This window comes from Mesorhizobium sp. M6A.T.Cr.TU.014.01.1.1, assembly GCF_004022765.1.
Classification (GTDB): domain Bacteria; phylum Pseudomonadota; class Alphaproteobacteria; order Rhizobiales; family Rhizobiaceae; genus Mesorhizobium; species Mesorhizobium mediterraneum.
This window is the reverse complement of sequence record NZ_RZPG01000033.1, coordinates 15,343-28,827: the sequence shown is the minus strand read 5'-3', so window position 1 is coordinate 28,827 and position 13,485 is coordinate 15,343. Positions and strand designations below refer to the sequence as shown.

10 protein-coding genes are annotated in these 13,485 nt (G+C 65.1%); 6 read left to right on the top strand and 4 right to left on the bottom strand.

Going from position 1 to position 13,485, the window contains the following annotated elements:
• Positions 1-6: 6 nt before the first annotated feature.
• From tsaE to EN885_RS28540, 6 genes are all read left to right on the top strand, one after another.
• Positions 7-1,518, top strand: coding sequence for a tRNA (adenosine(37)-N6)-threonylcarbamoyltransferase complex ATPase subunit type 1 TsaE (gene tsaE, locus EN885_RS28565; protein ID WP_128243713.1), 1,512 nt, complete (start codon positions 7-9; stop codon positions 1,516-1,518).
• Between the two features lie 20 nt (positions 1,519-1,538).
• Positions 1,539-2,285 (top strand): nucleotidyltransferase family protein, encoded by a 747-nt coding sequence (locus EN885_RS28560; protein WP_128243735.1) that lies wholly within the window; start codon positions 1,539-1,541, stop codon positions 2,283-2,285.
• Positions 2,282-5,401 (top strand): double-strand break repair protein AddB, encoded by a 3,120-nt coding sequence (addB, locus tag EN885_RS28555; RefSeq protein ID WP_128243712.1) that lies wholly within the window; start codon positions 2,282-2,284, stop codon positions 5,399-5,401. The genes EN885_RS28560 and addB overlap by 4 nt, the downstream gene beginning before the upstream one ends.
• Positions 5,398-8,910 carry a double-strand break repair helicase AddA gene (gene addA, locus EN885_RS28550; RefSeq protein ID WP_128243711.1) on the top strand — a complete coding sequence of 1,171 codons (3,513 nt, stop codon included), beginning with the start codon at positions 5,398-5,400 and terminating at the stop codon, positions 8,908-8,910. The genes addB and addA overlap by 4 nt, the downstream gene beginning before the upstream one ends.
• Before the next feature lie 74 nt (positions 8,911-8,984).
• Positions 8,985-9,308 (top strand): thioredoxin, encoded by a 324-nt coding sequence (gene trxA / locus EN885_RS28545; protein ID WP_027152031.1) that lies wholly within the window; start codon positions 8,985-8,987, stop codon positions 9,306-9,308.
• Positions 9,309-9,437: 129 nt separating this feature from the next.
• A complete protein-coding gene (locus EN885_RS28540) occupies positions 9,438-9,719 on the top strand; it encodes a cupin domain-containing protein (RefSeq protein WP_128243710.1) in 282 nt (93 codons plus the stop codon).
• A gap of 36 nt (positions 9,720-9,755) precedes the next feature.
• Here the strand turns inward: EN885_RS28540 and EN885_RS28535 are convergent, their stop codons facing one another.
• The 4 genes from EN885_RS28535 to trpA form a co-directional block, all read right to left on the bottom strand.
• Positions 9,756-10,175 carry a VOC family protein gene (locus EN885_RS28535; protein WP_128243709.1) on the bottom strand — a complete coding sequence of 140 codons (420 nt, stop codon included), beginning with the start codon at positions 10,173-10,175 and terminating at the stop codon, positions 9,756-9,758.
• 59 nt (positions 10,176-10,234) lie between these two features.
• On the bottom strand, positions 10,235-11,560 hold the full coding sequence (locus EN885_RS28530; protein ID WP_128243708.1) for a folylpolyglutamate synthase/dihydrofolate synthase family protein: 1,326 nt from the start codon (positions 11,558-11,560) through the stop codon (positions 10,235-10,237).
• Between the two features lie 62 nt (positions 11,561-11,622).
• A complete protein-coding gene (gene accD / locus EN885_RS28525) occupies positions 11,623-12,549 on the bottom strand; it encodes an acetyl-CoA carboxylase, carboxyltransferase subunit beta (RefSeq protein WP_128243707.1) in 927 nt (308 codons plus the stop codon).
• Between the two features lie 94 nt (positions 12,550-12,643).
• The gene (gene trpA / locus EN885_RS28520; RefSeq protein ID WP_128243706.1) at positions 12,644-13,483 is read right to left on the bottom strand and encodes a tryptophan synthase subunit alpha; all 840 of its coding nucleotides are present in this window, start codon (positions 13,481-13,483) and stop codon (positions 12,644-12,646) included.
• Positions 13,484-13,485 lie beyond the last annotated feature (2 nt).

The following is a 13,485-nucleotide window of genomic DNA, read 5'->3' as shown; positions in this document are numbered from 1 at the left end:
CGGTCGATGGCAGGCGTGGTGCTGGAGCGTTTTCTCGCCGACGAGGCTGCGACCGCAAGGCTGGGCGAGGATCTGGCCATGTCGCTGCGCCCCGGCGACGTGCTGGCGCTCAAAGGCGACCTTGGCGCCGGCAAGTCGAGTTTGGCGCGGGCGCTGATCAGGGCAATGACCGACGATTCCGGTCTCGATGTGCCGAGCCCGACCTTCACGCTCGTCCAGAGCTATGAGGCGCGCGTTCCCATCCATCATTTCGACCTCTATCGCCTGTCCTCGGCGTCCGAGCTGGACGAGCTGGGTTTCGACGAGGCGCTGGCGCAAGGCGCTGCCCTGGTGGAATGGCCGGAACGGGCAGGGTCCTATTTGCCAAAGACTTCGGTCCAGATCGAGCTGCTCCATCAAGGCGACGACCGCCTGGCGAGACTGTCGGGACAAGGCGCTGCCTTCGAGCGCGCGGCGCGATCGCTGGCGATGCGCGATTTTCTGGAAAGAGCTGGCTGGGGCAAAGCGCAGAGACGATATTTTATCGGCGACGCATCGGCCCGCTCCTATGAGATCGTCTCGCTGGCCGGCCTGCCGCGGCGCGTGTTGATGAATTCACCAAGGCTGGTGCTCGGGCCGCCGGTCCGCGATGGCAAGCCCTATGCGGTGATCGCCCACACCGCGCAATCCGTCTCGGCCTTCGTCGCCATCGACCGGGCGTTGCGGGCCGGCGGCTTCAGCGCCCCGGAGATCCATGCGCAAGACCTGGACCAAGGCTTTCTTCTCTTGGAGCATCTCGGCTCGGAGGGATTTCTCGGCCAGCATGGTCAGCCGGTGGCGGAGCGGTACGCAGCGGCGGCCAAACTGCTTGCCATGATGCATGGCCAATCATGGCCCGATCGAATGGAGGCCGCGCCCGGCGTCTTTCACGACGTGCCGCCTTTCGACCGCGACGCCATGATGATCGAAGCCGAATTGCTGGTCGACTGGTATGTGCCGGCGATATCAGGCGGCCCGGCAAGCGATGCCTTGCGCGCCGGCTATAACAGGGAATGGAATGCGGTCCTCGACCGGCTGGAGGGGCGCGAATACACGCTCATGCTGCGCGACTTCCATTCGCCCAACATCATCTGGCGCGGCGAGCGCACCGGTCACGATCGCCTCGGCATCGTCGATGTTCAGGACGCGCTGATCGGCCCGTCCGCCTACGACCTCGCCTCGCTTGCCATGGATGCGCGCGTCACGCTTTCGCCCGAGATCGAGAAGCGGACGCTCAACGCCTATATCGCTGCGCGCCATAAGGCTGGCGCTTTCAACGAAGACGAATTCGTCGAGACCTATGCGATCATGGCGGCGCAGCGCAATTCGAAGATACTCGGCATTTTTGTTCGGCTCGAAAAGCGCGACGGCAAGCCCTATTATCTAAAACATCTGCCGCGCATTCGCGACTATCTCAGGCGAGCGCTGGCGCATCCCGGGCTGGCCAGCTTGCGGGATTTCTATACCGCCCACGGCCTGCTAGAGGAGCGGTCGCTGTGACGACACACCTCAAAACCGCAATGGTGCTTGCCGCCGGGCTGGGAAAGCGCATGCGGCCAATCACCGACACGATGCCGAAGCCGCTGGTCAAGATATCAGGCAAGACATTGCTCGACTGGAGCCTGGACAGCCTGGCGCAGGCTGGCGTCGACAAGGCGATGGTCAACGTCCATTATTTCCCCGAACAGATCGTCGCCCATGTCGCCGCGCGCCGCGCCCCGAAAGTCGTCATTTCCGATGAAAGCGAAAGACTGCTCGATTCCGCCGGCGGTATCATCCATGCTTTGCCGGAACTGGGAGGGGCTCCCTTTTACATCGTCAACGCCGACACCTTCTGGATCGACAGCGGCGTGCCCAACCTTGCCCGCCTCGCCCTTGCATGGGACGCGGCGAAAATGGATATTCTGCTGATGCTCGCGGATCTCCAGTCAGCAACCGGACACAGCGGCGGCACGGACTTCCTGATGGCGCCGGACGGCGCCTTGCGGCGTTCGAAAGGCGACCCGACAGGCCTGATCTATGCCGGGGCGGCGATCGTCCATCCCAGGCTTTTCGCGGATGCGCCGGCCGGTCCGCATTCGCTCAACGCCTATTTCGATGCGGCCATTGCTGCCGGCCGCCTGTTCGGCACGGTGATGCACGGCCATTGGATCACCGTCGGCACGCCAGACGCCATTCCGCTTGCGGAAGCCGCCGTCGCCGCCGCTCTCGCTGAGTCACCCAGTGCTTTTACCGAGTTGACCAGCGCCTTCACTGAGTTGAAATGAGCGGCTCCCGCCGCGTTTTCTCGATCCCGCCCGGAGCGCCGTTTCTGCCGACGCTGGCCGAGGCCCTGCTGTCGGGGCGACTTGTTCCCGGTTTCCGCTTCGACGGCGACCCGCTGGCGCTGGCCGACGCCACCATCTACGTGCCGACGCGCCGCGCCGCGCGGGCGCTGCGCGGCGCCTTCGTCGACCGTCTGGGTAGCCGCTCGGCGATCCTGCCGGTCATCCGTCCGCTTGGCGAGTTCGACGAGGACGAAGCTGCATTCGAGGCCGACGCATCGGCCGCGATCGATCTTGCGCCGCCGATCGCCGCGATCGAGCGCCTGCTGCTGCTGGCGCCGCTGGTGCGCGCCTGGAAGCGCCGCCTGCCAGCGCATGTCGCGGCACTTTTCGACGAGGAGATCGTCGTGCCGGCCTCCGCCGCCGACGCCATCTGGCTGGCGCGCGACCTGGCCCGGCTGATGGACGAGATCGAGACCGAAGGCACAGACTGGACCAGGCTCGCCGATCTGGTCACCGGCAACCTTGCCGGCTGGTGGCAAGTGACGCTCGACTTCCTGAGCATCGTCACCGAAAACTGGCCGGATCTCCTCGAGGAACGCAACCGCTCCAACCCCGCCGCGCATCGCAATGCGCTGATAAGGCTGGAAGCGGCGCGGCTGAAGCGCAATCCGCCCACTGGGCCGGTGATCGCCGCCGGCTCCACCGGGTCGATTCCCGCCACCGCCGAATTGCTTGCGGTGATCGCCGGCCTGCCCAGCGGCGCCGTCGTGCTGCCCGGCCTCGATTTGATGCTGGATGAGCCGTCATTCCAGGCAATCGCGGCGCCCGGAGCACGCCCGGCCTTGCTTGGCCATCCGCAATACGGCCTGGCAAAACTGATCGGCAAGATCGGCGTGCTGCGCGGCGATGTCGAGGAGATCGCCGTTGCCGAAAGGCCGCTCGCGCTGCGCGCCGCACTTGTCGGCGAGGCGCTGCGGCCGGCCGAAACCACTGAGCTATGGGCGCAGACGCGCGCTGGCTTTGCCGCCGCGGACATCACTGATGCCTTCGCCGACGTGACGCTTCTCGAAGCCGCCGGCGAACGCGACGAAGCGGTGGCGATCGCCGTCGCGCTCAAACGTGCCGTCGAGCAGCCCGGCCAGCGTGCGGCGCTCGTCACCGGCGACCGCGCCCTGGCGCGGCGCGTCTCGGTCGAGCTGTTGCGGTTTGGTATCGTCGCCGACGATTCGGGCGGCACGCCGCTCATCAACACGCCAGCCGCCAGTCTGCTCAGGCTGGCGCTTCAGGCCGCGTTCCGGCCCGGCGATCCGGTCGCCCTGCTGTCGCTGCTCAAGCACCCGCTGCTTGGCCTCGGCCTGGAACGCACAAGCGTCCGTCATGCGGCGGAGATCATCGAACTGGTGGCGCTGCGTGGCGGCACCGGCCGCCCCGACATTGCATCGTTGCCGGAGCTCTTCGACATCCGTCTCACCAGCCTGGGCGATGCCCGCCCGCCCTTCTGGTTTTCCCGCCTGACCGTGCGCAACATCGAGGGCGCCCGCGAATTGCTCGTCCGTCTTGCCGCGGCGCTGGCGCCGCTGATCGCCTTTCGCAGTCAAGCCGAAGCCGATCTTGCCGAATTGACCCGGGCCAGCGTCGTCACGCTCGAAGGTCTCGGCCGCACCGCGGATGGCAGCCTGAGCGAACTCTATGCGGGCGATGCCGGTGAGAAGCTCGCCGAGCTCTTGCGCGGGCTGGTCGCCGCCTCGGCGTCGTTCTCCTTCGCGGCTGACGAATGGCCCGATGTGATGGAGGCGCTGATCGCGCCCGAAACCGTCAAGCCGGCACAAGGCACCGACAGGAACATCGCCATCTGGGGCGCGCTGGAAGCACGGCTGCAGAGCGTCGACATGCTGGTCGTCGGCGGGCTCAATGAAGGCGTGTGGCCGCGCAAGCCGGAAAGCGACCGCTTCATGTCGCGGCTGATGAAGACCGGCATCGATCTCGAACCGCCCGAACGGCGCATCGGCCTGGCCGCCCATGATTTCCAGATGGCGATGGGGGCGAAGAAAGTGGTGCTGGCGCGCTCCGCCCGCTCGGGCGACGCGCCGGCGGTGCCGTCGCGCTGGCTGCAGCGCCTCCTGACTTTCATCGGCAAGGACCATGCGGCGGTGCTGCGCCGGCGTGGTGATGAATTCCTGTCCTGGGCACGTGCGCTCGATGCCGGCGAAAGGAGAGATTTCGCGCCGCGACCGCAGCCGCAGCCGCCGCTGGCTGTGCGGCCGCAGCATTTCTCGGTCACCGAGATCGAGACGCTGCGCCGCGACCCTTACGCGATCTATGCCAGGAGGATCCTGCGCCTGATGCCGCTCGACCCGGTCATCCGCGACCCGGGTGCTGCCGAGCGCGGAACGCTGTTTCACGCCATCCTGCATCTTTTCTCGCGGACCGTGGCCGATCCGCTTGTGCCGGAGGCGCTTGACGGTCTCATCGTCGCCGGCCGCCAATGCTTTGCCGAAGCGGCCCTTCCTCACGATGTCGAGGCGGTATGGTGGCCGCGCTTCGAAAAGCTCGCCGCCGGGATCATCGAATGGGAGCGCGGCCGCGCCCTTGCCGTAACAATGCGGCACGCCGAGGAGCGCGCCGAGAAAACCGGCGTCGGCCGGTCCGGCGTGACGCTGTCCGGCTACGCTGATCGCGTCGACCTGCTGGCCGGCGGCATGGCCGACATTCTCGACTACAAGACCGGCTCCTCGCCGTCCAAGGCGCAGGCGCACACGCTGCTGTCGCCACAATTGGCGCTGGAAGGGGCACTGCTGAGGCGCGGGGCCTTCAAGGGGCTTGGCGCGCGCGAGCCGTCGCAGTTGGCCTTCGTCAGGCTGAAGCCGAACGGCGAGGTATTCGAGGAGTCCATCCTCGAATACAACCGCAAGCCGCGAACCGCCGCCGATCTCGCCGAGGAGGCCTGGGCGCGGTTGGAAAAACTGCTGATCCATTACGCCGACCCGACGACCGGCTATTTGTCGCGGGCGCTGCCATTTCGCGAGGGCGAGACCGATGGCGACTACGACCATCTCGCCCGCGTTCTCGAATGGTCCGCCGGCGGCGACGCCGACGACGAGGGAGGGGAGGCATGAAGAAGGCCTATCCCATCCCGACCGATACCGCCGCCAGCCAGGCAAGCGCCTCCGACCCGAAAAATTCCGCCTGGGTGTCGGCCAATGCCGGATCGGGCAAGACCCATGTGCTGGCCCAGCGCGTCATCAGGCTCTTGCTGCGTGGCACCGATCCATCGAAGATCCTGTGCCTGACCTACACCCGTGCCGCCGCCGCCAACATGTCGAACCGGGTGTTTTCGACGCTGTCGGAATGGACTGCGCTTGCCGACGTCGATCTGGCGGCGAGGGTAGAGGCGCTGGACGGTCGCCAGCCCGATCGCGAAACCATGCGCCGCGCGCGCCGGCTGTTCGCCGAGGCGCTGGAGACGCCGGGCGGGCTGAAGATCCAGACCATCCACGCCTTCTGCGAATCGGTGCTGCATCAGTTCCCGCTGGAAGCCAACATTCCGGCCCATTTCGAAATGCTCGATCCGCAGATGGAGGCGTCGCTCTTCGCCGCCGCCCGTCGTGACATGATCTCGGGCACGGCCGCCGGCGATGCGGGACTGGCAGAGGCATTCGCCACCATTCTGGAGCGCGGCGGCGAACATGGGCTCGACGCATTGCTGGCCGAGATCGTGCGCAAGCGCGACGGCTTGCGCGCCTTCATCAGCGCGGCCGGTGGCGATGGCTTCCGGGCGCTGTTCGACGAGTTTAGGTTTCGCGCCGGCCAGACCGCCGAGGGCCTGGCGGCGTCCGTCTGGCCGCTGCCGGGCTTCCTGCCGGACTATTTCACCACTTTTGCCCGCGCCGCTGAAGCCGCCGATGCCCGCATCGTGCTGAACAATTTGCTGCCCTACGCCCACCTTGCCTTCGCCGAGAATGATCCGGTTCGCCGGCTGCATCTGCTGGCAAAAGCCTTCCTGCGGGCTGATGGCGAGCCTTATGAGCCGGCAAAGACCTTCAAGAAGGCGCTGCTCGACCGGTTGCCGGATCTTGCCGAGCGCTATCTGGCGGCAGCCGATGCCATTCTCGAAATCTCCGACCGGCTGGCCCTGTTCAGGATGCTGGAGGGCACGCGCGCCGCGCTGACCATCGCCGACTGGCTCATCGCCCGCTACGAGCACTTGAAGCGCGCCCGCGGCTTTCTCGACTTCAACGACCTCATCACCCGAACGGTTAATCTTCTGGCGCGGCCCGACGCCGGTCCTTGGGTGCAATACAAGCTCGATCAAGGCATCGACCATATCTTGCTCGACGAGGCGCAGGACACCAGTCCCGACCAGTGGGAGGTGGTGAAGCGGCTGGCCGAGGAATTCTTTGCCGGGCTCGGCGCGCGCGACAATGTTCATCGCACGGTCTTTGCCGTCGGCGATGAAAAACAGTCGATCTATTCCTTTCAAGGAGCGGCGCCCGACTCCTTTGCGGACTCAAGGATCCTGTTTGCCGGAAGGGTGCGCGACGCCAACGCCGCCTTCGCCGACCTCAAGCTGACCTGGTCCTTCCGCTCGACCGACGACGTGCTTGCGGCGGTGGACCGTGTCTTTGCCGACCCGAACGTGCGGCGCGGCATCAGCCACGATCCCGACCCGCTGGACCACAAGGCGATCCGTACCGATGCGCCGGGCTATGTCGAGGTCTGGCCGTCGCTCGGCGCCGATGTCGTCGACGAACCCGACGACTGGACGCAAGCCGTCGACCACGCCCATGCGCCGGCGGTACGTGTTGCCGAGAACGTGGCGGCGACCATTGCCGGCTGGATCGGCGCCGGCGAGATCATCGAAGGCCGCGGCAAGAAACTTCGGCCCGGCGATGTCCTGGTGCTGGTGCGCAAGCGCGATCGCTTCGTCCATGCGCTGACGCGCGCGCTGAAGCGCCGCGACATCCCCGTCGCCGGCGCCGACCGGCTCAGCCTGCCCGGCCATATCGCGGTGAAGGACCTGATCGCGCTCGGCCACTTTCTCATCCAGCCGCAGGATGATCTGTCGCTGGCCGCCTTGCTGCGCAGCCCGGTTTTCGATGTTTCGGAAGAGATGCTTTTCGCGCTGGCGGGCGAGCGGCCGTCCGGCCTCTCGTTGATCGCTTCGCTCAGACAGCAAGCCGGCGAAAGCGCTGCCTTGGCCGCAATCGTCGCCCAACTCGACACATGGTCTGATGAAGCCGCATTCAAGCCGGTGTTCGAATTCTATGCCGGAACTCTCGCCCGCGACGGCCTGCGCAAGAAGATGATCGCGCGGCTCGGGCCGGAGGCCGGCGACATCCTCGACGAGTTCCTGAGCTTTTGCCTGGCCGAGGAACGGACCGGCCTGCCGGGACTGGAATCCTTCCTGTCGACGCTGGAAAATGCCGGTCCGGAGATCAAGCGCGAAATGGACCAGACCCGCGACGAGGTTCGCGTCATGACCGTGCATGCCGCCAAGGGCCTGGAGGCGCCTGTCGTATTCCTTGTCGATGGCGGCTCGGCGCCGTTCAGCGACCAGCATCTGCCGAGACTGATGCCGTTCGATGGCTCGGGCGAGCACTGGGACGGCAAGGGCTATCTCTGGCGCTCGGCCAGCGATGTCGCCAATGGATTTTCACGGGCCGCTTCGGTCCGCGCTCGCGAACTGTCCGACGACGAATACCGCCGGCTGCTCTATGTCGGCATGACCCGCGCCGAGGACCGCCTGATCGTCTGCGGCTATCACGGCAAGCGGGCGCCGAATGCCGGCACCTGGCATTCGATCGCCAGCCGCGCGCTGGTCGGCGCCCCCGAAAGCGCTGAGCGGCAGCACCCCGCCACCGGCGAGACCGTGCATCGGTTTCACGTGACAAAATTGCCGCCGGTCGCACAGGCGGCGACCGAAGAGGCGCGGCAGACGCAACAGTTCGAGCCGTTGCCGAAGACCCTGTTCCAGCCCTTGCCGCCCTTCGAGGATCTGCCGCGACCGCTGTCGCCGTCCGGCGCCTCGGCCCTGATCGACGAAGCCAAGGAAGCGGTGATCGACACCGGCTCGCCGGTGCTGGACACCGAGGCGGAACCTGGCTTTGCCGTGATGCGAGGGCTGGCGCTGCACAAATTGTTGCAGATGCTGCCCGGCATTGCCGAGGCCGAACGGCGGGATGCCGCGGAACGCTATCTCAAGCGCGCCGGCGCGCAATGGCCAGAAAGCGAGCGTGACAAGGCCTTGGCCTCGGTGGCGGCGATCCTTGCCGACAGCCGCTTCGATCAGCTGTTCGCATCATCGTCGCGCGCCGAAGTCGCGGTCATGGGCAGCCTGGAGGTCAAGGGCAAGCTGCGCTCCATCTCCGGCAAGATCGACCGGCTGGCGGTCACATCAGGCAAGGTGTCGATCGTCGACTACAAGACCAACCGGCCGGCGCCAGCAGCGCTGGCGGACGTTCCACCGGCCTATGTCCTGCAGCTCGCGCTCTACCGCGCGCTGCTCCAGCCGCTTTACCTCGGACATGAGGTCTCGGCGGCGCTGCTGTTCACTGAAGCGCCGCGGCTGATCGAGCTGCCGCCGGCGGTCATGGACGACGCTCTTGCCCGACTCACGGGAGCGTGACACAACAGCTGCTTGAAGAAGGCCACGATCACCACCACATTTGGTGCGACAATAACTCTCGAAAGGATTTTCGCATGGCCACCGTCAAGGTCGACAAGAGCAACTTCCAGACCGATGTGCTTGACGCCAAGGAGCCGGTCGTGGTCGATTTCTGGGCGGAATGGTGTGGCCCGTGCAAGATGATCGCGCCGGCGCTGGAAGACATCGCCATCGAACTCGGCAGCAAGGTGAAGATCGCCAAGCTCAACATCGACGAGAATCCGGAGCTGGCCGCGCAGTTCGGCGTGCGCTCTATCCCGACGCTGATGATCTTCAAGGGCGGCGAAATGGCCGACATGAAGGTTGGCGCCGCGCCGAAGACGGCGCTGTCGCACTGGATCAACGGCAATCTCGCCTGATCCGACCGAAAATTTCGCAGACGAGCCCGGCCCTCGCGCCGGGCTTTTTGTTGGTGTCACCAATCCGCCGATCTGGCACTCGCCACTTACCGCGTCATGTTCTTGTCTGGCTTAAAGCAGGAGAACGACATGACCGGATCCGCCAAAGCCACCGTCTTCATCGACAATGAGCGCGTCATCGTCACCGAGTATCGCTTCGCGCCGGGCGACAACACCGGCTGGCACCGTCATGGCCACGACTATGTCATCGTGCCGCTGATGGACGGCAAGCTCAAGCTCGTGACCAAGGACGGCGAATCCTTCGCCGAAATGAAGAAGGGGGCGCCCTATTTCCGCAAGGAAGGCGTCGAGCACGACGTCATCAGCGCCAATGAGGGCGAATACGCCTTCATCGAGATCGAGCTGAAGTAGTCCCCACCGAGGCCGTCTCCGCCATAGGCGTGACGATCACCAATCCGCGATACGATCGCCTCCGACGAACTGCGCACTTTTCTCAGTGTATTCAAACAGTTCTATCTTCACATTGTTAGGGTCGCGAATCCACGCCTGGTAGGTATCATCGCATGCGTGTTTCTTTGACGTGACTTCAACGCCTTTCGCTCTTACATGGGCGATCGCGGCGTCAAGGTTTTCCACTTCAAGGCAGAAGTGGTTGATCTGGTTCAAGTCGCTATAGTTGGCCCCGTCTTTCTGGAACACCTCGACGTGGCTGCGGCTGCCGCAATTAAGGTAGAAACCGAAAATCTTGCCGTCGCGCAGGAAGTTGAACTGGGTGTCCATGCCGAGGACGTCCCGATAGAAGCTTCGCGTCACTTCGAGATCATCTGCGAAGATGCAAACGTGAGCGAGCTGCTTTACGTTGATCATGGCTGACTCCTCGTGGTGATTTGACGAAGTCCGTCATCATGGCCTGGTGAACCAGAGCCTCAAACCGGCGGCGTGCCGTTTTCGGCCAGCACCGCGCCGGCCAGATAGAGCGAGCCGCTGATCAGGATGCGCGGCGGCGGTCCGTCCCAGGTATCGCGCAGCAGCATCAGCGCATTGGCGACGGAACTCACCGGTTCGGCCGACAGGCCGGCCTCGACGGCGCGGACTGCCAGTTCGTCATTCGGCACGCTGGCCTCGCTGAGGCTCACCGGTACCGTGTAGACATGCCTCACCAAGCCCTTGAAGGCGCTGAAATAACCGCTCTGGTCCTTGGTGTTGATCATGCCGGAAATCAGGAACAGCGGCCGCGGGTTCTTTTCCTCCTGCTCGGCCAGCGCCTCGGCGACGACCACGCCGGCACCCGGATTATGGCCGCCGTCGAGCCAGATGTCGGCGCCCTTCGGCGCCAGGTCAGTCAGCCTGCCTTGCGGCAATTTCTGCATCCGCCCCGGCCAGGCGACATTGGCCATCGCCTTGTCGGCGACGCGATGGCTGATCTCGAAACCCGCCGCCTTGACCGCCGCAATCGCCGCCGCCGCATTGGCGAACTGATGGCGACCCGGCAGCCGCGGTGGCGACAGGTCCATCAATCCGTCTTCGTCCTGATAGACCATGCGGCCGTTTTCCTCGAAGGCGAGGAAATCCTGGCCATAGACGAAGGCGGGACAGTCGAGCCGCTCGGCGGTTTCGAGAAGCACCTGCAGCGCCGTCTCGCTTTCCTGCGCGCCGATGACCACCGGGCAACCGCGCTTGATGATGCCGGCCTTTTCGGCAGCGATCAGTTCGACACGGTCGCCGAGAAAGGATTCGTGATCGAGCGAGACCGGCATGATCACCGACACTGCCGGCTCGGTGATGACATTGGTGGCGTCGAAGCGGCCGCCGAGGCCGACCTCGATGATGACGGCATCCGCCGGATGTTCGGAAAACAGCAGGAAGGTGACCGCGGTGAGGATTTCGAAGACGGTGATCTTCTGGCCTTCATTGGCCTTGGCGACCCGGGCGATGGCGTCGGCAAAGACTTTGTCCTCGACCAGCCTGCCGCCGCCGTCGGCGGCCAGCCGGTAGCGCTCATGCCAGTTCACCAGATGAGGCGATGTGTGGACATGGACGCGGTGGCCGGACGCTTCGAGCAGCGCCCGCGAAAACGCGGCGCAGGAGCCCTTGCCGTTGGTGCCGGCGATGTGGATGACCGGCGGCAGATGGTTCTGCGGATTGCCCAGCCGCTCCAGCAGTCGCGAAATGCGGTCGAGCGAAAGATCGAAGCCCTTCGGATGAAGCGACATCAGGCTTTCGATTTCGCGGTCGGCGGCAAGCGTGGTCATGGGAGAATCCTAGGCGCGCCACAGATGGCGCGCAATCGCGGTTCGCGACGAAGGATGTCGCGTCAGGCTTGCGGGCGTGCTTCCGCCGGGATCGCCGCCGGCGGCAGGATTTCCGGTTCCATCGGCTTTTGCTCTTCCGGCAGCTTGAGCAGCATTTTCAGGAGCCGTGCGATCGTCTGGCGCATCTCCAGCCGCGAGACCACCATGTCGACCATGCCGTGCTCCATCAGATACTCGGAGCGCTGGAAGCCGTCGGGCAGCTTTTCCCTGATGGTCTGCTCGATGACGCGCGGCCCGGCAAAGCCGATCAGCGCGCCGGGCTCGGCGATGTGCACGTCGCCCAACATGGCGTAGGAGGCGGTGACGCCGCCGGTGGTTGGGTTGGTCAGAACGACGATATAGGGAAGACCGGCCTCTTTCAGCCGATCGACGCCGATCGTGGTCCTCGGCAATTGCATGAGCGACAGGATGCCTTCCTGCATGCGGGCTCCGCCGGAGGCCGCGAACAGGATCAGCGGCCGCTTGCGTTGCAAGGCGACCTCGAAGCCACGAACAATGGCGTCGCCGGCGGCCATGCCGAGCGAGCCGCCCATGAAGGCGAAGTCCTGCACGGTCACCACCACCGGCAGGCCTTCGACGGTGCCCAGCGCATTGATGATCGCGTCCTCCAGGCCGGTCTTGGCCTTGGCGTCCTTCAGCCGGTCGGTGTAGCGCTTCTCGTCGCGGAACTTCAGCGGGTCCTGCACGACCTTGGGGTTTTCGAGCGTCTCGTACTTGCCGTCGTCGAAGAAGAATTTCAGCCGCTCCTTGGCCGAGATCTTCATGTGGTGGCCGGAGGACGGGATGACGAACTGGTTCTGCTCCAGATCCTTGTGGAAGACCATCTCGCCGGTCTCCGGATCCTTGATCCAGAGATTCTCGGGCATGTCGGTGCGCCGGCCGAGCATCGAATTGATCTTCGGGCGAACGTAGTTGGTGATCCAGTTCATCGCTTCGGCTCCTGTCCTGACGAAGAGTTAGACCATGATCCCGAAAAGTGGAAACCGGTTTTCGGTAAGATCATGGTCAACCAGAAGATCAAGACTATTCGGCGGCAGCAAGGCGAGCCGCACGCACGCCTTGCGAAAGCCCGCTGACCAGCGTGGCGACCGCCTCGGCCGGGTCGGCGGTTTTTTCGCCCTTCGGCCCCAGAACATTGGCGACCGCATTGACGATCGCGGTGCCGACGACGACGCCATCGGCATTGGCGCCGATTACGCGCGCCTGTTCGGCGGTCTTGACGCCGAAGCCGACGCAGACCGGCAGGTCGGTATGGCCCTTGATGCGCGTGACCGCCGCCGCCACCTTGCCGGTGTCGGCAAGTGCGGAACCGGTGATGCCGGTCATCGACACGTAGTAGACGAAGCCGGAGGTGTTTTGCAGCACCTTGGGCAGGCGCTTGTCGTCGGTGGTCGGCGTCGCCAGCCGGATGAAATTGATGCCGGCCTTGAGCGCCGGAATGCACAATTCCCCATCCATTTCCGGCGGCAGGTCGACGACGATCAGCCCGTCGATGCCGCTGGCCAGCGCGTCGCTCAGGAAGCGGTCGACGCCGTGGATGTAGATCGGATTGTAGTAGCCCATCAAAACGATCGGCGTTTCATTGTCTCCGGCGCGGAATTCCGACGCCATCTTCAGCGTCTTGACCAGCGTCTGGCCGCCTTTTAGCGCCCGCAGGCCGGCCGCCTGGATTGCCGGGCCGTCGGCCATCGGATCGGAAAACGGCATGCCAAGCTCGATGATGTCACTGCCGGCGCCGGGCAGCGCTTTCATGATCGACAGGGAGGTGTCGTAGTCCGGGTCGCCGCCCATGAAATAGGTGACGAGCGCCGGGCGGCCTTCGGCCTTCAGCTTGGCCATGCGGCGGTCGATGCGGGTGGTCATGA

Bases quoted from the DNA above. Each gene is read 5' to 3' on its own strand.
- tsaE (WP_128243713.1), top strand. From the start codon at position 7: ATGGCAGGCGTGGTGCTGGAGCGTTTTCTCGCCGACGAGGCTGCGACC.
- EN885_RS28560 (WP_128243735.1), top strand. From the start codon at position 1,539: ATGGTGCTTGCCGCCGGGCTGGGAAAGCGCATGCGGCCAATCACCGAC.
- addB (WP_128243712.1), top strand. From the start codon at position 2,282: ATGAGCGGCTCCCGCCGCGTTTTCTCGATCCCGCCCGGAGCGCCGTTT.
- addA (WP_128243711.1), top strand. From the start codon at position 5,398: ATGAAGAAGGCCTATCCCATCCCGACCGATACCGCCGCCAGCCAGGCA.
- trxA (WP_027152031.1), top strand. From the start codon at position 8,985: ATGGCCACCGTCAAGGTCGACAAGAGCAACTTCCAGACCGATGTGCTT.
- EN885_RS28540 (WP_128243710.1), top strand. From the start codon at position 9,438: ATGACCGGATCCGCCAAAGCCACCGTCTTCATCGACAATGAGCGCGTC.
- EN885_RS28535 (WP_128243709.1), bottom strand. From the start codon at position 10,175: ATGATCAACGTAAAGCAGCTCGCTCACGTTTGCATCTTCGCAGATGAT.
- EN885_RS28530 (WP_128243708.1), bottom strand. From the start codon at position 11,560: ATGACCACGCTTGCCGCCGACCGCGAAATCGAAAGCCTGATGTCGCTT.
- accD (WP_128243707.1), bottom strand. From the start codon at position 12,549: ATGAACTGGATCACCAACTACGTTCGCCCGAAGATCAATTCGATGCTC.
- trpA (WP_128243706.1), bottom strand. From the start codon at position 13,483: ATGACCACCCGCATCGACCGCCGCATGGCCAAGCTGAAGGCCGAAGGC.